This window comes from Psychrobacter sp. Ps1 (assembly GCF_022129425.1).
Classification (GTDB): Bacteria; Pseudomonadota; Gammaproteobacteria; order Pseudomonadales; family Moraxellaceae; genus Psychrobacter.
This window is the reverse complement of the sequence record NZ_JADQAN010000011.1, coordinates 59,349-77,475: the sequence shown is the minus strand read 5'-3', so window position 1 is coordinate 77,475 and position 18,127 is coordinate 59,349. Positions and strand designations below refer to the sequence as shown.

The following is an 18,127-nucleotide window of genomic DNA, read 5'->3' as shown; positions in this document are numbered from 1 at the left end:
AATTTAGGCACTAATTTTTTGCCACACATTAACCTGTGGGTGCGCAATGCGGCGCATATTTGAAGGACGCCAGAACAACGCCTCACCTGGAGCCAATATAATATATCCCTCTAACGCGCACTGCTCTGATAACCGTGCCAAAATATCACGCTGATCAAATTTACGAAAATATAGCAGCATGTTTTGGCAAATAATCACATTCTGAAGATGCGTAGTGGGTGGTTTTTGTTCAATAATATTATGTACAGAAAAATTGACGTGTGGCTGCAATACAGGCGCTACCTGCCAACTCTCCTGCATACTATTAGCCGCTTCTGATGTGCTAGGCTTCAATCTGTTTGATGTACTCTTAGAAGGTAGCGGCTGAACAAACGGCTGACACGGTTGCGGGATTAAAGTTTGCTGCCTGTTATCGTATTGCCCCAACCGTGCGCTTTTAATAGCCTCTTCACTGATGTCTGTCCCTAATATGACATAGTCTTGACATCGCTGTGCGGCCAAGCTCATGGCCAGTGACCAAGCTTCTTGTCCACTTGCGCAACCAACACTCCAAATACGAAATAAACTATCAATGTTGTCAGCTTTATGATGCTGTAATGCATACTCTGTAACAAAGTCGATAGAGGGTCTATGTCGAAAGAAGCGACTCTCATGAATGAGTACTTTATCTAGCAACTGCTGACGCAACTCATCACTTTTCGATAATTGATACCATAATTGTTGAACACTCAATCCGTTCGACATCGCCGTACAGTCGATTGCATTAGCCAGCCACTGTAGCTGTATGTCTGGCAGCACAAATCCAGTTTCCTGCTCTATGTACTTCTGCCATCGCTGCACATCCAAACTGTCGACTTTCATCAAAGTATTACCCAATGTCAGATCAACTGTATTAAGCAGATGGTTTAACTAATTAACACCATCTATGCCAGACAAATCGTCTACTATAATTACGGCTTCTTTCTATCATTCTTGATACAGCAGTTTTGTTCAATATAAAGAACAATAGAATACTATCAATCTGGCTCTAAAAGAGTAACTAACCACTAAACGCTTTCTTTCAATGCGCCTTCCGTATCCAACACTTCATAATCTACTAGCTCGTCGTCGTTCGATACCTTAAAGCCTGTTACCGATTCCTGTAGTGCTGCTGCCATTTCACTTAGTTCACCAATAGAACGGGCTGTTGCCATCGTTCCAGAAGAAGTCTGTGAAGTAATATCTTGAATGATGTTCATGGTGTGAGAAATATGACCCGCAGACTCAGCCTGTTGTAATGCAGCGTTTGAGATGTTTTGAATCAAGTCAGCCAAGGTGTTAGAAACGCTCTGTACCTCTTCTAGCGCCTCACCTGCATCTTTTGCTAAGCGTGCGCCGCGTACAACTTCAGAAGTTGTTGACTCCATCGACATAACTGCTTCGTTGGTATCAGCCTGAATGGTTTTTACCAATGTTTCAATCTGCTTAGTAGCATTTGCTGAACGCTCAGCCAGACGCTGTACTTCATCAGCAACAACCGCGAAGCCTCGGCCCGCTTCCCCTGCCATCGATGCCTGAATAGCGGCGTTCAATGCCAAAACGTTGGTCTGGTCAGCAATATCATTAATTAGTCCAACGATATCACCAATCTCTTGCGAAGACTCACCAAGGCGCTTAATACGTTTTGATGTTTCTTGAATCTGATCACGAATAACGTTCATACCCTCAATAGAGCGTTGTACAACCTCTGCTCCGTTATGAGAAATAGCAACTGAACGCTGGGCAACCGTTGCAGATTCCGCAGCATTGTTTGAAACCTGATCAATCGAGACAGTCATCTCATTAATAGCGGCTGATACACCAGCAATCTCTTGTGCTTGGTGTTCAGAAGCTTCGGCCAGTTCAACAGCATTCATCTGCGTTTGCTCTGAAGACTGTGAGACTCGGTCAGCAGTGCTGTTAATAACCAGTACCAACTGTCGTAATTGGTCAATTGCAAAGTTGACTGAATCAGCAATCGCCCCTGTAAAGTCTTCTGATACAGTCGCGTTGACTGTCAAATCACCTTCTGCCAAATCACCCAATTCATCAAGTAGACGTAAAATAGCGATCTGGTTACGTTCGTTTTCTTCTTGAATTTGACGCGCTCGCTCAGACTCAGCTTCTGCTTCTTGGCGACGACGCAAGGTTTCTTTCTCAATAAGTGATCGCTCTGATCCACCACGGTGTTTCAGTAGCTGGTACAAAGCAAACACAATCCCTAATGCGCCGATTGCAAATACAGCCGCTGGCAAGATAACGGATTGATTGAAACTATCGAAATACTGACTTACCGATGATAGCGAGTTAACTAGCCAAATCAGACAAGCCAAACTTAATAGAACAAAAAATCCTAACAATAGCTTCCAAGTACTATCAGCGTCTTTGCCATCTGCTGATGTTTTAGCCATACCAGCTACAGGTTTTTTTATCACATCACTCATCTTGCGTCTTCCTTTCAAACAGTCATCAAAGTCTAATTGTGGCTGACTTTGACAATCGTATTGTTATCTAAACAATGATTAGCAAAGCCTGTATAAATGCTGACATCGAACCCTATTATGTCAGTCGCTATTTCTCTGTCGTTACTTGATAGACAGGTCTTCTATTATCGACAATTATATTGCAGCATCTGAATACTGAGGATCCTGTGCGAGCAAACTTGGCATAAATACATACCAGTCTTGGTCATTTTTGAAAAACTTGCCATGGTTATAAGGCGCAAACGGCGACTCTGGATCTATGGCTTCTGGATGATACTGTTCTTGTGTGAACTGTTCGATACCAAGTACTTGATCAACCAGCAGTCCTGAAAAGTTATTGTCATAATCAATGACGATAACTTTCCGTTGGCTCATTTGTGTCAAGCGACTAGGGACTTGCAAAAAATGCGACAAATCCGTTAAAGGTAAGAGTCGCCCACGAATGTTGGCAATACCTAGCATCCATGGCTTTACTAGAGGTAGGCTAGTATATTCTGGCATAGATAATACCTCTGATACCTGACCCATAGGGGCAACTAAGCGCTGCCCACCAATTTCAAATACCACACCTTGCCAATCAAACTCTTGGCCACCGCGGCGACCGCTTTTGCGCGCGCGTGCCAAATCTGCTAAACGCAGAAGCTCAATAAATCCTCTAGAAGCCACAAGTTACTCCATCACTTTGCGAATCATATTGACCAATCCACTTTCATCAACTGGTTTGTTCATATATTCTTTGGCGCCCTGACGCTTGCCCCAAACTCTATCAGTTTCTTGGTTTTTGGTACTGATCATGATGACAGGGATATGAGCAGTGGTTTTACCGCGAGTAATCTTGCGCGTGGCCTGAAAACCATTCATTTCAGGCATGACCACATCCATCAAAATCACATCTGGTAAATGTTCAGCTGCCATCTGGCAACCTTGCTCACCATTGGTCGCTTCCAACACTTGAAAGTTATTTTTGGCAAGCATATCGCGAAATTTCGCCATTTCTGATGGCGAGTCGTCAATGACTAAAACGGTAGTCATAGGAGGTTCCTTTAAGTTCTAAAATATCTGTGAAGATATATTGATATATGGTTCAGATAAAATGATTAAAAATAGTACTTATAAATCTACTGGTAGCGATTCTTTAATCATAATTATTCAGTATTGAATAATCTGGAGCGATAATATCAATCACTCCCTGTAAGTCTATATTTATTCGATTAACGGTACTGATTAATGGCATCAAAAAGCTCATCTTTACTAAATGGCTTAGTCAGATACTCATCAGAACCCACAATACGACCACGTGCCTTATCAAATAGACCATCTTTAGATGACAACATGATTACCGGTTTATCAGCATAATCAGGGTTATTTTTTATCAGCGCACAAGTCTGATATCCATCTAGACGTGGCATCATAATGTCGACAAAAATAATATCTGGATTGTTATCTACAATCTTTGCTAACGCATCAAAACCATCGATAGCGGTCACTACTTCACAGCCCGCTTTTTGTAATAAAGTTTCTGCAGTACGGCGAATGGTTTTTGAATCATCAATTACCATTACTTTTAAACCTTCAAAATTATTTTCCATTCTCATTGTCCTGTAAACGACTATTTGTTCGTAACGCTATCTAGCAATACAAAGTTTGCTTGGCTATTTTAAACTTTTATATCATCTATTGTCAGATCGATATAAGTACCTATATTTGCATTGTCTGCGTTGAAATTTGTGATAACAGCGAATCTTCTACAATTGATGCCTACTGACTAATCGCGGTATCAATATAGCGTACTATACGCACTTTATTATTATTAATCTTACAAAATCTAGCGTTATTTGAGTGCTTTGAATAAGATAACTTACCCTGCGCATATCCAAGAAAAAAGTCAAATATAACAACGATTCCAATTAACTATAAATCCATTTTCTAACATATAAATAGATTGAAATTTGAATTGAAGGTAGCGTTATTATATTTTTGTATTGTATATAACTGGCAATGATATTACTGGATAATTTTCATTTGTAATAAAAATGTATCAATGCATTTTATAGTGTTTGTTTTAGCACAGTTATTATTGCTTTTCCAGTAATTAGTAAAATTATGTTCGAACTCATTAGTATCACAAATAGCTGTTCTTATTTATTAAAGGCGTAACTTCAACTTTCCTTAATACTTGAATTATCAGCTTTCTTAAGTTTAGTAAATATCTTACAGTCGTTCCACCGCGTTACAATTCACTATATAATAATATGACGATTACAATGGTGACTGCTATGACAGCTTCTAGACGTTTAAGAAAAATCCTCTATTTATTCAGCGTACTATTTATCGCAGCTTGTCAGCCGTCACCTGTAAATGAATCGACTGTTACTGACACTGAAGCAGAGACCGCTGACACGCCACTTATCATCACAAGTGATAGTGTCACAATGACGCCAGAACATATCTTGAGTATCAAACCTTCAAGGTATCAGCCGAGTCTCGGATTACAAGGTAATATCGAACCTATCAAGCAGACCACATTTGTTGCGGTACATCCGATTCGTATAGAAAAAACACTGGTTAGTGAAGGTCAATGGGTAGAAAAAGGCACGCCATTGCTTGTCTTTAGACGTACGGGCACGGCTAGCAAAGCTGAAGATTTGAAAAAGCCTGAACAAGGTAATTCAGAATCAGGGGGTACTAATCAAAACAATCAAGAAGATACGCAAAACTCTGATGCTAACTCCGCACAAGCTGCGCCAGACGCAGATATCGCTGTTGTAAGAAAAACTGACAGTGATAAAACGTTAGAAGCAAATTCTGCGATAAATACTGATAGCAACATCACTAATCAAAATGCAGACATTAATACGGCTAAACAAGATGCGCAGTATAATTCGATTACCATTCATGCTAGTTTCTCAGGGCGAGTAGAAAACTTATCTGCTGATGCAGGACAACAGTTGGCGGCGCGCGCGTCTCTACTACAGATCAGTGACGAAACCAAGCTGCACTTTATGGCTACCCTGCCTATACAAGCAAAACCACAGCTTTCAGTGGGACAAACGGTCAATTTTACTGCCGATGGTATCTCAGACAAGTTTACGGGACAGGTCAGCAAACTGGTATCGACCAGTCAACCCAAAAAGCTCTTGGTCTATGTTAATGTCATCGACAACGAGGTAAGTCGTGATAAGTTACTGCCAAATATGAAAGTCACAGGGCGCGTCAACTATGGTCAAATAGATGTAGGCACTATTGTACCTAAGCGCGCGCTACATGACGTCGACCTAACAGAGTTGCAAACTCCTCCTTATATGCCGCTACAACCATTGACTGCGAATGTTTGGATTATAGGTCAAGATCAGCGTTTAACACGCCAACCTATTGAAGTAGTTGAATACGATCCTACTACGCAGCAGTATTTGATAGCAGGTGTGAGCAATGATAGCTTAATTTGTTTGGCTGACTTACCTGTTGATTCTAAAGGTAAAAAAGTCATTGTGTCATAATAGCTTATGCTGACAGTTACATTGCGTAGAAACATTAACAAAGCTTCTCTTGTTTTGTAACAGCATAATTAGGCAATATGACCCTACTATATATAGCATTATCCGAGTATTGAAATACGACTCACATTTAATTATGCGCTATTCTTTATATTTGAAAACGTAGAGGCTTAATAGTTTAACTATTTATTATTACCAACAGCTTATCCTTACCAGAAACGTTATACTTTTTATAAATCACAATAACAATTAGAGGACACCCCATGAGTAAGCAGATTTTATTGATTGAAGACGATCCAGATTTGGCTGAGCTGATCAGCGATTATTTGACCATGAACTATTATGATGTGCATCATGCTGGTCTTGGTCAAGAAGGTCTCGACCTATTAGACACCAAAGAGCGCGATATTGACTTGGTTGTATTGGATCTTATGCTACCTGATATGGATGGTATGCAAGTATGTCAAAAGATTCGTGGTAACAAGAATAACATGACCAATAAAGTACCTATTATCATGCTGACCGCAAAAGGCGATACAACCGATCGCGTGTTGGGGCTAGAGATGGGTGCTGACGATTATATCGCCAAGCCTTTTGAGCCACGTGAGCTTTTAGCTCGTATTCGTGCAGTTATTCGTCGTCATGAGCAACCAAATCAAGCCGATAGCCAATCAGACAGCTTAACCTTTGGTCGTTTGAGTGTGTTCCCTGATAGTCATGAAGTCACTATCGATGACCAACCAGTACGTTTAACCACGCATCAGTTTCAGTTATTACACTACTTTGCCACTCACTCTGGTAAGGTGTTGAATCGTGAGCAGCTCTGGCAAGCGATGCCAAATGATGACAGCTCAGACAATATTGACCGTGCAATTGATGTACATATTTCGCGTCTACGTGCTTTAATCGAAGACAATCCACGCCAGCCAAAGCGTATTATTACTGTACGCGGCGTCGGCTATCAATTTGCCACTGATCAGGTTTGATTGTAAAGGATGCCTAATTAGCTGACTCATGGTGTAAACTCTGTACTATGAGTCGGTACAAGCGTTTAATAATAGAGATCGTTTAATGCAGCAATTGGGTTTTCGTTCCGTATTTGCCAAACTATTTGCCAGCGTTATGCTGGCACTTACGTTATTTGCTGTAGCAATGGTGCTGTTGACCCAACTTGTTCATGACAAAGACGCTGGTATTCGCTCAGAGATATTAGCCACACAGATTTTGGGTCAAATCGATCCATTCTTGCACGAATTAAACATTTCTATCAGTAAAGACAATCGTTTGCAGTCACGTTTTATGCTGGCTGTCGTTAAGAAAAGCTTCGATATTTTTGATGAATCACTGCAAGCGAAAATGGGATTGTATGACAGCGAAGGTCGGCTGCTCATGCAAACTGACAACAGTGACCTACCGCTAGAGCTTCCCCCTACTCCTTCTTTATTTTCACGCGTTTTTCCATCACTTGCAGATACATCACCTACTAAGCAAGCTCAAGTGTATAGCAGTACAGGTTATACCTTACTGTATGAATCACGTCTAACGCCTAAAAAACCTGTCCTTTCTGCAGCCTTGAACTTATTCACTGGTACGCTACTACTCTTGCTCATTATGGCAGGTGTACTATGGTTGATTGCACGGACGATGACATGGCGTATTGACCAGTTAAGCCAACAAATGACTCAATTGGGTGATGGTGATTTTACGGTGCGAGTGAATGCGCGTGGTAATGATGAAATCGCTGCACTAGCACGCGGATTCAACCAAGCAGCACAAAAAATTGAACACTTGATTGATGCCAATAACTTGCTACTGGCACATGCCTCTCATGAGCTGCGTACACCGATTACACGTATCCGTCTACAGATTGAAATGATGGATATGCTAGCTGGTGCGCTACCAACTGATACCAAAGCAAAGTTCGATAAACGGGCACAAGCGATCAATAGAGACTTGTCAGGTCTTAATGACTTAGTGGAAAGCATATTATTGGTTAGCCGTTTGGATGCAGGTCATGCCTTACAGCAAATTGAAAATCTAGATTTATACGATTTGGTAAATCAAGAACGTCAGCACTATCCTGAAGCTACTCTGATTGGTGAGCACATCGTGATAGATGGTCAGTCATCAATGTTGACTCATTTGATTCGTAATTTACTTACCAACGCTATGCTACATGGCAAGCCACCTGTTACGGTATTGCTATACGGTGTTCAGAGCATGGAAGAAGCTGGAACTGTGCCCGACTATCTATTACAAACAGTGCTATGCAGCAGCTTTGTCGATTACAACAGTTTAGACTTTGACGATTATGAAGAAAACGCTGATGCTAAAGTAATTGAGCACCACACTGCTAAACATGAAGCCACTAGTGCAGTTGATAAAAATAAATCAGAAACGACTGACTCAATAGCAGAGCTACCAACGCCGACTATCTATAAAAACGGTGAAGACATAGCTGCTCGCCACGAGAGCAACGAGAGCAATGATGAAGTCAGTATTGATAACGGCCTTTCAGATGAAAGCTTGATAGACAGTGCTAGCAAATCCCAACCCACTACTAGCGAATCATCACTACTTGCTGACTATTACAGCTTTACCAGTGAATTAACTGACAGAATTAAGAAAGTTATTTGGAAAGCTGTTCCAGACTCTACTGATCTTGCTAACGATGCTAATAGTATTAATAATACTGACAACGCTGGCTTGATTGAAGTAGCTAAAACAAACTCTATAAGCAACGTAGAAAGCGCGAATGCTGGCACTCTCGTCGATAATAGCGCTCAAAAATCAGATAAATCTATTACTGATACCACTACTAAAAATAACGGCTCAAACAATACGAAAGATGACGCCAAATCTAATAGCTCAAACAGTGAGAGCTCAGGTGCAGTCGCGCGTAAAGAAGGCTTATTTGCTAAGCATATGAAAAAAGCCAAAACTGAACCTGAACGTCCTTTGCCGAAATATGCTGTGCTGGCTGTAATCGACGAAGGCACCGGTATACCTGAAGGTAAGCGAGAAGAAGTCTTTAGCCCATTTGTACGTTTACAGCAGAAAAACAAAGGCTCTGGATTAGGGTTATCTTTAGTCTCACAAATCGTTACCGCTCATCAAGGGCGCATTATTACAGATACGCTAAATGGTCATACTAGATTTTTAGTGACTATTCCCATTCATCATGACCCTCATTACAACTATCACGAGTAATCAATTCCCATTATTATATAGATAGCTATCACGCTGTCACCTTCATACTTAGCATTTTAACTGCTTATTCTTAATAGCTATTAATCATAAGTCGGACACGTCTGTGCATATCCAAAGTGCCTGATAATATGCTATATTACCGCCCCTTATTATACGGTTATTGACTGTTGTCGTTTTGACAAGCTTCTTACATATTGAAAGAGGCCTGATGACGGGTTTTTGACCATTAAAAAATTTATTAAATTTTGAGCCCTCCATGAATGACATGATTGTCTTAAACGATGTGACCAAAAGTTTTTTAAGCGACCGATCAATCAAAGACAAGGACGGCAAGCCACATTGGTTTACCGCTGTTGAGCCGACATCTCTGACTATCAAACAAGGCGAAATCTTTGGTCTAATGGGTTATTCAGGCGCAGGTAAATCTACCTTATTGCGCCTAATCAACATGCTTGAACGTCCAGATTCGGGTCAAGTCGTGATAGACGGTACTGACCTAACCACGCTGTCTGCCAGTGATCTGCGTATTGCCCGTCATAATATCGGTATGATTTTTCAGCAGTTTAATCTGATGTCTAATCAAACGGTTTTTGACAACGTGGCATTTAACTTAAAAATCTCTGGTTATCCAAGTCGCGACATTCATAAACGCGTCATGGATTGTCTTGCGATTGTTGATTTGACCGATCGTGCTGGTCACTATCCTGCGCAGCTATCAGGCGGACAAAAACAGCGTGTGGGTATTGCCCGCGCGATTGCCCCTAGTCCAAAAGTATTGTTGGCCGATGAGCCAACCAGTGCGCTTGACCCTGCAACGACCCGTAGTTTGCTGACTTGTCTGCGCGATATCAATGAGCAGCTTGGCGTGACTATCGTCATCGTGACTCATGAGATGAGTGTGATTCGTAGACTTTGTGATCGCGCAGCGTTATTGCATCAAGGACAACTATTAGAAGTTGCGGATGTGCGAGACGGTCTGATTCAAGCAACCACCCCGATTGGCAAAGGCCTAGTCGTCGAGGACTAATGAGGCAGGAGAAATAGATATGTTAACTGGTACTGAATTATCCGCCTCTATAGACAAGCTACTTGTGTTACGCAAAGAGATCGTGAGCGCGTTTATTGATACGTTTGTGATGCTCGGTATTTCAACCACAGTCGCAATCGTCATCGGTGGACTGTTTGGCGTATTCTTGTTTTTGTCTAGTGATCGACAGTTTTTGCAAAACAAGACGTTGTACGGTGTGCTTGGCGGTATTACCAACTTTATGCGTGCTTTCCCTTTCGTGATTTTGATGATTGCAATGAGTCCGTTTACTAAGGCCATCGTTGGTACGGGTATCGGACCAATTGCTGCATCACTAGTACTGGCTATCGCTGGTTCGTTTTATTTTGCGCGTTTGGTCGAGCAAAATTTACGTGAAGTGCCGCGCGGTATTATCGAAGCCACTGAATCAATGGGTGCACGACCTTTTACCATTATTAAAGTACTACTTAATGAAGCTCGTTCAGGTTTAGTATTGTCAGTCACTATTCTTTGTATCAGCTTGCTCTCTTATTCAGCTGCCGCTGGTATGATTGGTGGTGGCGGTTTGGGTGATTTGGCCATTCGCTATGGCTATTATCGCTATCAAACCGAGGTAATGATTTTTATCGTGATTGTACTATCCATCATGGTCGTCTCGATTCAAGCCTCTGGTAACTGGCTCGCCAATCGTTTAGACAAACGTTAAACCGCTTTAGAGAATACTTGACATTACGAGCGACTAGGTTTATTTTTGGCAACACTCAACCCTTATCTCAGCGCTCATAAAAAGCAGCATTACTATTTATAATGTTGCTTTTTTAATGTTCAGACGATAAACGTTTTACTCAACCCCATTCATTATTAAGGACATATTATGAAATTAACAGATATCAGCCGTCAGTTAGCTACCGCATTTGCTGCTGTTGGTGTATCAGGTCTAGTCTTAGTTGGTTGCAGCAATTCATCAGCGCCAGAAGCGACTAAAGAGCCAGTAACCGAGGGTGCCACTGCAGAAACTGCCGCTAGCGATATCGATCCTGACCATACCAAAATTGTTATCGGTACGACTGAAGGCGATTTTGCTGATATGGTCCGTAACCAAGTGAAGAGCACGCTTGAAGCTCAAGGTTATGAAGTTGAGTTGATTGCTTTTACTGATTATGTCCGTCCTAACCTTGCATTGGCTGAAGGCGATTTGGATATCAACATCTTCCAGCATAAGCCTTACCTTGATACCTTCAAAAAAGAAAACAACCTTGATTTGGTTGAAGTATTCCAAGTACCAACGGCTCCACTTGGCATCTACTCAGGTAAAAAGACTAGCCTTGACGCTGCATTCAAAGGTATGAGTGTTTCTGCACCAAACGATCCAAGTAACTTTGCTCGTGCTTTGGTAATGATGGATGATCTTGGTTGGATTACCCTAAAAGACGACATCGATCCATTGACTGCGTCAAAAGCTGATATTGCTGACAACAGCAAATACGATATCGAAATCGTTGAGCTAGAAGCTGCTCAATTACCACGCGCACGTGATGAAGTTGACTTCGCAGTTATCAACGGTAACTATGCTACTGACTCTGGTATTAAATTGACCGAAGCCTTGTTCCAAGAGCCAAGCTTTGCTTATGTAAACTGGTCAGCAATCAAATCTGCTGATACTGGTAAAAAATGGGTTGAAGATGTGACCAACGCTTATAACTCAGAAGCTTTCAAAAAGTACGCTCATGAAACGTTCCCTGGCTACAAGTACCCAAAAATCTGGGGTACTGATCATAGCGCACATATGGACACTGCTGCTAAAACTGAAAGCGCTGATGCTCTAGAAACTACAGAAGCTGCTGCTCAGTAAGACTTTAAATCAAAAGTACCTAGTTTTTTAGGTATTATGATTAATAGAAACGCCCATTACTTAAAGTGATGGGCGTTTTTTTGTTTTTGATTTTGGGAGTGCTGTCTTCCAATACAGTTATCAAAAGAATAACTGAGTATTAAATAACTATCAAAAATCACGTTACAGCCTGTTTGCCCTTTGTAGGAAACCGTCACTCACGCTTCCACTTGTCCTTGGTTTTTCTTATAGTGGACAAGCTCAATAGTAATTTACTCGTTAGACCATACTATTGATGACATTTGAAACTAATGAAAATTATAAGATACACATAACAAGGATAATAATATGAGCGCTAAAAACTATAGTATTCGTACCGCTGGACAAGCAAATATTCCAATCCTAGGGCTAGGTACTTGGCAGTCAACTGGACAAGATTGCGTAGATGTGGTCAAAAAAGCGTTAGAAATGGGTTATGAGCATATCGATACCGCTCAAGCTTATGGCAATGAAAAAGAAGTTGGCGAAGGTATCAGACAGTCAGGCGTGGCTCGTGATAAGTTCTTTTTGACTACCAAGATTTTCCCAGATGATATGAAGTTTGAGCCAGAAAAACTGGTCGCAGCAGCAAAACGCTCTTTAGAAGATTTGGGTACAGATTATGTTGATCTGTTGCTATTGCACTGGCCTGATGACCGCGTACCGTTATCTGAGACCATTCCTGCGCTGTGTGAACTCCAAAAGCAAGGTTTGACACGTCATATTGGTGTTTCAAACTTCAATATTGCTAATATCATTGAAGCCAAGAAATATGCTGATGTACCTATCGTCGTCAACCAAGTAGAGTTTCATCCGTTCATTAAGCAAAACACATTGCAGACCTTTTTGAATAATCATCATATTCTACTAGAAGCCTACTCGCCATTAGCGCGTGGTGATGTATTTGATAACGAAGTGATTAAAGAGATTGCAGATAAGCACAACGTAACACCAGCACAAATCTCACTAGCATGGATCTTATCAGACAAGCATCGTGTGGCTATTCCGAAAACGTCTAACCCTGATCACCTGCAAGGCAATCTAGATGCTATTAAAGTTGAATTAAGTGCAGATGAGTTAGAAAAAATTGGTAACCTAGCCAGCTCTGACGGTCGTAAAATTGAACATCCTGACTATAGCCCAGTATGGGATGACTAACAGGGTTAATAAGTACGATTAGTTGATTAGCTAAACAAAGCGCAATAAAAAGCCACCGATAATCGGTGGATTTTTTATATGGTATGAAAATTCACAATCATTACTGTTGTAGCGTTTCGGTCTCATGAACCTTTTCAGCAGGATTATACTGTTCAGAAGAAGGTATCGCTCCGCTGCGATTATTTTCTTTCATAGATTTGGCAACTTCTGGTGGCATATAGTTTTCGTCATGTTTAGCCAATACTTCACCAGCGACGAAAGTATCGCCCTGCATTTTACCCGTAGCCACGACGCCTGAGTTTTCGGCAAATAAGTCTGGCAAAATACCTTGATAAGTCACAGGTACGGTTGATTGAAAATCAGTAATCGCAAACTCAACATTTAATGGATTGTCTGCTGCACGCTGCACACTACCGGCAACCACCATACCACCAGCACGAATACGTTTGTCCTGAGGCGCTTCGCCTTGGGCAATAGCGGTTGCATCAAAGTAGTAGTCAGTTTGCTGCCCGATGGCATAGATAACTAACATAACTGCTACGGCCGCACCTGCCAGTGTAAACATAACCCACGTCAGTTTTTTCCGACGAACTGCATTCATACCACTACCCCATTAATGAGTCACTGTTTTATAAATCATAATCAATCTATAAAGCAGAAAAATTTGAAGAAACCACCATTAGAAAAACGTTCTAAAAATGTCTTTCTAATCGTACTTTTCTAATCGCTATATGGTAGCATTTTTCGGACAAATCAATAAGCCCCATCGCTATTCGCAAGGTCATATTTTTGTCAGTAAAAGGATACGGCTTCTTACGCTAAAACCCTGATATTAAGATGATTTTTATTCAGCTTGTTTAGTCGCAGGCGTTGAGGTTTTGGTGGTTCGCTGTGCTTGACGCGCTTGCTGGATAGTCAGCTGTTTGATAAGTGACTGTCGTTGTTTGCGGCTATAGATAATAAACGCCAACATCACGCCAATCGTTATCGCCCAGCACGACCACACAAAAACCCCATGCTTACCCATGGCGAAAAACTCAGATACGCTATAAAAGTAAGGCTGCATAGTATTTTCCTAGCCGTTATTTGTGTTGACCACGAATGTATTCTTTGACCCACGCTTTGCCTTGATCACGGTATAAAATCAGCGTGTTAGTACGATAAATCGCTAATGTCGCAACCAGTAAATAGCTGCCGATAATCATCAGTAGCAAGGGCATCCACATATCTGCCGACATCTTCGGTGCGGCAGTCAAACTAAAGGTCGCGCCTTGATGCAAGGTATTCCACCACTCTACTGAGTACTTGATAATAGGCAGGTTCACTGCACCCACAATAGATAAAATAGCAGCTGCTTTACCACGATTGGCCGTATGCTCAAAAGCAGCAAACAATGCCATCACGCCCGCGTACAAAAACGCCAATATCAGCATTGACGTAAGACGTGCATCCCATACCCAGTAAGTACCCCATGTTGGCTTTGCCCAGATAGAGCCTGTAAGCAAACTGATGACACACAGCAAAAACCCCATCGGAGCAAGTGCCTGCGCGACCAGACTGGCCGTCTTAATCTTCCACACCAAATAAATTACCCCCAAGACCGCAAGGGAAAAATAGATAGAAATGGCAAGACTGGCCGCTGGCACATGGATAAAGATAATGCGATAGCTATTGCCCTGAAGATAATCAGGCGGCGCAAAAGCAAGGCCCCATACGCTACCAATGAGCAAACAGAGACTGGCTAATATCGCGAGCCACTTGACCCAAGGGCTAAAGATACGAAAAAACTGCTTGGTACCCACAGTGGTCAAGAAACCCTGCCAAATGCGCTGCCACAAGCTAGGGGATGAGACGTTATTCAGGTTGGGCATGGGAAGAAACCTATTACACAGCTTACTGGCGATAAATGATGCGGTCTATAAAAGTACCACTATCAACTCACCTGCTGGCGTTAAACACTGGATAGAATCTACAAAGAGCTGTTTACGTATTCAATTGACTATTATAGCAAAATTGCCAGTTTTCACCACGATGTTAATACATGTGATACAGATAACTAGATTTCGATGGCTAGGTTTAGATAACTAGATTTATATAACTGGGTTTAGATAATCAAATTTCGAAATCTGGATTTTAAGATTGCAACAAGCAAATCGTTTAATTGAGCCATGACATCTTTAAAGTGGTAGCAATCACCCAAGGCATAACTAGTACAGAAACAATACTTCCTGCTAGTAATAAAGCTAAGATAGGCAAACCATTCAGCCCAGAGGCAAATAAATCAACCGCACCCGTAGCAAAAATCAAGACTGGCAACTGCATCGGTAAAGCAATCAAAGGCACTAATACTGCCCCATTCTTTAACGATAGCGTCAAACTACTGGCCACTGCTGATAACATCAAAAGCATTGGGCTACCTGTCACGATAGAAGCCATCAAGATCCACGCTTCAAACCAACTGAGCTGAAATAACGGCACGGCAAGCAAGCTAAGCACTGCCACAATACCACTACTAAAAATCCAATGAATGACCAGTCTAATCAGCACCCATAGCGGTAGTGACGCTTTGGCCACGACCAATTGCGCAAGCGTACCATTATCAAGCGCAGGCTTAAATAATCCATCAACACCCATTACCAGTGACAGCAATGCAGCAATCCACACTGCTGATACGCCCAGACGCTGCAATAGCGCAGGCTCACTACCCACTGCTAACGGAAACAAAGTAATAATCACTAAGAACAGTACTAACGGATACAACCATTGTACCGCTCCTTGCTGCTTGACTTGCCATTCGCGGCGCCATAGCTGCAGGAAGCCAATACTGCGAGGCACTGCGACAATAGCATTTGGACTTTTATTCATGGCTGCTACTGATCCTACTTGTATTGGACTGTCTGTCATTATTTGTCCTTGCACATATACTGATGGTACTGATAGCAATCAAACTTATACCATATAATCTGACAAATCGAGCACCTGATTGGCGACCCCGACTGCCTGATGACTGGTCATTAGTATCGACCCGCCAGCCTGTGCAAATTCGCATAATCGCTCTTCCATACGTGCCACCATATCGACATCTAGCGCCGTGAAAGGTTCATCAAGTAGCCAGAGCGGTGTCACGTCAGGAGTTAACAAGAACAATCGTGCCAGCGTGATGCGCCGCGTTTGCCCAGCGGACAGATGACTTGAGCTGATCGTTTCAAACCCTTGTAGTCCAACCCATGTGAGTGCATCGTCAATATCAGCAGCGCTTGGCGTAATACCATATAAGTTCAGTAGAAACGTCAGGTTTTGTGCCACTGTCAAATTCGGATGAATGCCCAACTGGTGCGAGACATATAAAGGCTGGATGGGCAAGCACGATTGTCCTTGATAAGTAACTTCACCTGACAAAACAGGTAACAATCCAGCCAACTGCATGAGTAACGTGGTCTTTCCCGTCCCATTTGCCCCGATTAGATGGCAAATACTACCCGCAGATAGCTGCAACGCAACTCCTTCGCACAGCGGTATCTCACCGCGCTGAACCGTCAGCTCCTCAAGTGCAAGTAAAGGCGTATCCAAAACCGTCATCAAAACCTCTGGTTATTTATCAAGCAGCAATCAATATTCATCACAAACACAGGCAATGTTCGTGGCATAATACCCTATGCTCGCTACAAACACACAGTATAACAAATTGTCGATTACTCTGACTTCAAAAAGTACGACCTCAAAAAAATACGACTTTAAAATATGACTTCAAAACCTATGCCGACTTCACAAGATAGCCAAAAACATAATACTGCTGCAGAGACTAAAAATGACAACGCAGACACTAACTTGTCAAAAGAGCCATCAGCCAGCCGTTTGACAGTAGATAGCTTGATCGATGCTCAAGTCAACTTTATGCAACGGTGGTTGCACAATCAAGCTGAGCCACTAGCGATGGAAGCTTGGCAATGGTTTGGTGCGCAGCCTTTAAGCAAATATATTACCTGTGACCATTTACAGCAGCTGATGAAAGACTGGCTGTTAAATCAGCCGATGACTGAAGTGATGCGTACCGACATCCGTGATATTTTGCACACTATTATTTATCACCCAGTTAATGACAATGTGCCTTTGTCTGAGCTGGTTGATGATGCCCAAGTTGAAACGCTGGCCAACTATATCGGTAGCCATGAGCAGCAGCGCAACATATTGATTCATACGCTGGTCGGTAACGAAACCTTTGCAGATTTATTGACCCAAACACTCTATCACGCTATCAACGACTTTATGGAAAGCACCCTCGATAAAGCAGGTGGCGTTGGTAAATTGATGAAGCTTGGGCGTAGCTCTTTTGAAAAGGCGACCAACAGAAACCTCGATGAAAAACTGCAAACCTACTTGCATCGCAATATCAAAGATTTGACGCGCAAAGCTGAAGCCAATGCGCAGGAACACTTGTCAAACGAAGAGGTGGCGCGCCTGATGGTTATGGGCTGGGATCGTATCAAAGACCAACCGATCAGCGAGCTGCAAACCTACTTAAGCGATGAACCTGGTAATAGTAGCATCGACCATATCGAAGCCAGCATCCAACAAAGCTACAACCGCCTGCGACTGTCACCGTATCTGCACAGCTTAGTCTCGACAAGCATTGACACTTGGTATGCCAATCATCAGTCTGACACGATGGCGACCATCGCGGCGAGTTTGCACATTGATGAAGCGGCTATGAAGCAATGTAGCACTACACTACTGCCTATCGTTTACGATGCTCTTGAGACGCCTTGGTTGACGGCCCATATTCGTGAAATGCTAGCAGCGTTCTATACACAGCCTGCTATCAAAGAAGGTTTGGCGTTTAATCACGATTAACTTATAACCCTTACTT

At 42.2% G+C, this 18,127-nt stretch carries 17 protein-coding genes and 1 pseudogene; 8 read left to right on the top strand and 10 right to left on the bottom strand.

Translation table 11 applies throughout. The features are described from left to right. Positions 1-3: 3 nt before the first annotated feature. The 5 genes and pseudogenes from I3249_RS07390 to pilG all read right to left on the bottom strand — a co-directional run bounded on the left by I3249_RS07390 (position 4) and on the right by pilG (position 4,090). Positions 4-861 carry a CheR family methyltransferase gene (locus I3249_RS07390; RefSeq protein WP_238069327.1) on the bottom strand — a complete coding sequence of 286 codons (858 nt, stop codon included), beginning with the start codon at positions 859-861 and terminating at the stop codon, positions 4-6. Positions 862-1,046: 185 nt separating this feature from the next. Then, positions 1,047-2,282 (bottom strand): annotated as a pseudogene (locus tag I3249_RS07385) (methyl-accepting chemotaxis protein); the annotation flags it as partial. A gap of 354 nt (positions 2,283-2,636) precedes the next feature. Then, entirely contained in the window at positions 2,637-3,167 is a 531-nt protein-coding gene (locus tag I3249_RS07380) for a chemotaxis protein CheW (protein WP_238069326.1), read from the bottom strand. Between the two features lie 3 nt (positions 3,168-3,170). After that, a complete protein-coding gene (locus I3249_RS07375; protein WP_057761573.1) occupies positions 3,171-3,533 on the bottom strand; it encodes a response regulator in 363 nt (120 codons plus the stop codon). A 179-nt stretch (positions 3,534-3,712) separates the two neighbouring features. Beyond that, positions 3,713-4,090 (bottom strand): twitching motility response regulator PilG, encoded by a 378-nt coding sequence (pilG, locus tag I3249_RS07370; protein ID WP_102091826.1) that lies wholly within the window; start codon positions 4,088-4,090, stop codon positions 3,713-3,715. A 687-nt stretch (positions 4,091-4,777) separates the two neighbouring features. On the opposite strand from pilG, the gene I3249_RS07365 reads away from it, so the two are divergent. The 7 genes from I3249_RS07365 to I3249_RS07335 all read left to right on the top strand — a co-directional run bounded on the left by I3249_RS07365 (position 4,778) and on the right by I3249_RS07335 (position 13,260). Next, positions 4,778-5,998 carry an efflux RND transporter periplasmic adaptor subunit gene (locus I3249_RS07365; protein ID WP_238069325.1) on the top strand — a complete coding sequence of 407 codons (1,221 nt, stop codon included), beginning with the start codon at positions 4,778-4,780 and terminating at the stop codon, positions 5,996-5,998. Positions 5,999-6,258: 260 nt separating this feature from the next. Beyond that, positions 6,259-6,981: a response regulator transcription factor gene (locus tag I3249_RS07360; protein WP_057761578.1), complete on the top strand. Its 723-nt coding sequence runs from the start codon at positions 6,259-6,261 to the stop codon at positions 6,979-6,981. 85 nt (positions 6,982-7,066) lie between these two features. Beyond that, positions 7,067-9,205 (top strand): sensor histidine kinase, encoded by a 2,139-nt coding sequence (locus I3249_RS07355; protein WP_238069324.1) that lies wholly within the window; start codon positions 7,067-7,069, stop codon positions 9,203-9,205. Between the two features lie 256 nt (positions 9,206-9,461). Beyond that, positions 9,462-10,232, top strand: coding sequence for a methionine ABC transporter ATP-binding protein (locus I3249_RS07350; RefSeq protein WP_238069323.1), 771 nt, complete (start codon positions 9,462-9,464; stop codon positions 10,230-10,232). Positions 10,233-10,251: 19 nt separating this feature from the next. Then, a complete protein-coding gene (locus I3249_RS07345; protein WP_057761583.1) occupies positions 10,252-10,938 on the top strand; it encodes a methionine ABC transporter permease in 687 nt (228 codons plus the stop codon). A 168-nt stretch (positions 10,939-11,106) separates the two neighbouring features. Beyond that, positions 11,107-12,084, top strand: coding sequence for a MetQ/NlpA family ABC transporter substrate-binding protein (locus I3249_RS07340; RefSeq protein ID WP_238069322.1), 978 nt, complete (start codon positions 11,107-11,109; stop codon positions 12,082-12,084). Positions 12,085-12,411: 327 nt separating this feature from the next. Continuing rightward, positions 12,412-13,260: an aldo/keto reductase gene (locus I3249_RS07335; protein ID WP_238069321.1), complete on the top strand. Its 849-nt coding sequence runs from the start codon at positions 12,412-12,414 to the stop codon at positions 13,258-13,260. A gap of 100 nt (positions 13,261-13,360) precedes the next feature. On the opposite strand, the gene ccmE is transcribed toward I3249_RS07335, so the two are convergent. The 5 genes from ccmE to ccmA all read right to left on the bottom strand — a co-directional run bounded on the left by ccmE (position 13,361) and on the right by ccmA (position 16,839). After that, positions 13,361-13,861 carry a cytochrome c maturation protein CcmE gene (gene ccmE / locus I3249_RS07330; RefSeq protein WP_238069319.1) on the bottom strand — a complete coding sequence of 167 codons (501 nt, stop codon included), beginning with the start codon at positions 13,859-13,861 and terminating at the stop codon, positions 13,361-13,363. Positions 13,862-14,104: 243 nt separating this feature from the next. After that, complete coding sequence (gene ccmD / locus I3249_RS07325) at positions 14,105-14,326, bottom strand: heme exporter protein CcmD (RefSeq protein ID WP_101206028.1); 222 nt, start codon at positions 14,324-14,326, stop codon at positions 14,105-14,107. Between the two features lie 16 nt (positions 14,327-14,342). After that, positions 14,343-15,131 (bottom strand): heme ABC transporter permease CcmC, encoded by a 789-nt coding sequence (gene ccmC, locus I3249_RS07320; RefSeq protein ID WP_057761594.1) that lies wholly within the window; start codon positions 15,129-15,131, stop codon positions 14,343-14,345. Positions 15,132-15,417: 286 nt separating this feature from the next. After that, positions 15,418-16,125, bottom strand: a complete 708-nt coding sequence (locus I3249_RS07315) for a heme exporter protein CcmB (RefSeq protein WP_102094084.1) — start codon at positions 16,123-16,125, stop codon at positions 15,418-15,420. 84 nt (positions 16,126-16,209) lie between these two features. Next, positions 16,210-16,839, bottom strand: coding sequence for a heme ABC exporter ATP-binding protein CcmA (gene ccmA / locus I3249_RS07310; protein WP_238069317.1), 630 nt, complete (start codon positions 16,837-16,839; stop codon positions 16,210-16,212). Between the two features lie 162 nt (positions 16,840-17,001). On the opposite strand from ccmA, the gene I3249_RS07305 reads away from it, so the two are divergent. Further along, positions 17,002-18,111: a hypothetical protein gene (locus tag I3249_RS07305; RefSeq protein ID WP_238069315.1), complete on the top strand. Its 1,110-nt coding sequence runs from the start codon at positions 17,002-17,004 to the stop codon at positions 18,109-18,111. The last annotated feature ends 16 nt before the right edge of the window (positions 18,112-18,127 follow it).

Coding starts and splice junctions, on each gene's coding strand:
- I3249_RS07390 (WP_238069327.1), bottom strand. CDS start 861: ATGAAAGTCGACAGTTTGGATGTGCAGCGATGGCAGAAGTACATAGAG.
- I3249_RS07375 (WP_057761573.1), bottom strand. CDS start 3,533: ATGACTACCGTTTTAGTCATTGACGACTCGCCATCAGAAATGGCGAAA.
- pilG (WP_102091826.1), bottom strand. CDS start 4,090: ATGGAAAATAATTTTGAAGGTTTAAAAGTAATGGTAATTGATGATTCA.
- I3249_RS07365 (WP_238069325.1), top strand. CDS start 4,778: ATGACAGCTTCTAGACGTTTAAGAAAAATCCTCTATTTATTCAGCGTA.
- I3249_RS07360 (WP_057761578.1), top strand. CDS start 6,259: ATGAGTAAGCAGATTTTATTGATTGAAGACGATCCAGATTTGGCTGAG.
- I3249_RS07355 (WP_238069324.1), top strand. CDS start 7,067: ATGCAGCAATTGGGTTTTCGTTCCGTATTTGCCAAACTATTTGCCAGC.
- I3249_RS07350 (WP_238069323.1), top strand. CDS start 9,462: ATGAATGACATGATTGTCTTAAACGATGTGACCAAAAGTTTTTTAAGC.
- I3249_RS07345 (WP_057761583.1), top strand. CDS start 10,252: ATGTTAACTGGTACTGAATTATCCGCCTCTATAGACAAGCTACTTGTG.
- I3249_RS07340 (WP_238069322.1), top strand. CDS start 11,107: ATGAAATTAACAGATATCAGCCGTCAGTTAGCTACCGCATTTGCTGCT.
- I3249_RS07335 (WP_238069321.1), top strand. CDS start 12,412: ATGAGCGCTAAAAACTATAGTATTCGTACCGCTGGACAAGCAAATATT.
- ccmE (WP_238069319.1), bottom strand. CDS start 13,861: ATGAATGCAGTTCGTCGGAAAAAACTGACGTGGGTTATGTTTACACTG.
- ccmD (WP_101206028.1), bottom strand. CDS start 14,326: ATGCAGCCTTACTTTTATAGCGTATCTGAGTTTTTCGCCATGGGTAAG.
- ccmC (WP_057761594.1), bottom strand. CDS start 15,131: ATGCCCAACCTGAATAACGTCTCATCCCCTAGCTTGTGGCAGCGCATT.
- I3249_RS07315 (WP_102094084.1), bottom strand. CDS start 16,125: ATGAATAAAAGTCCAAATGCTATTGTCGCAGTGCCTCGCAGTATTGGC.
- ccmA (WP_238069317.1), bottom strand. CDS start 16,839: ATGACGGTTTTGGATACGCCTTTACTTGCACTTGAGGAGCTGACGGTT.
- I3249_RS07305 (WP_238069315.1), top strand. CDS start 17,002: ATGACTTCAAAACCTATGCCGACTTCACAAGATAGCCAAAAACATAAT.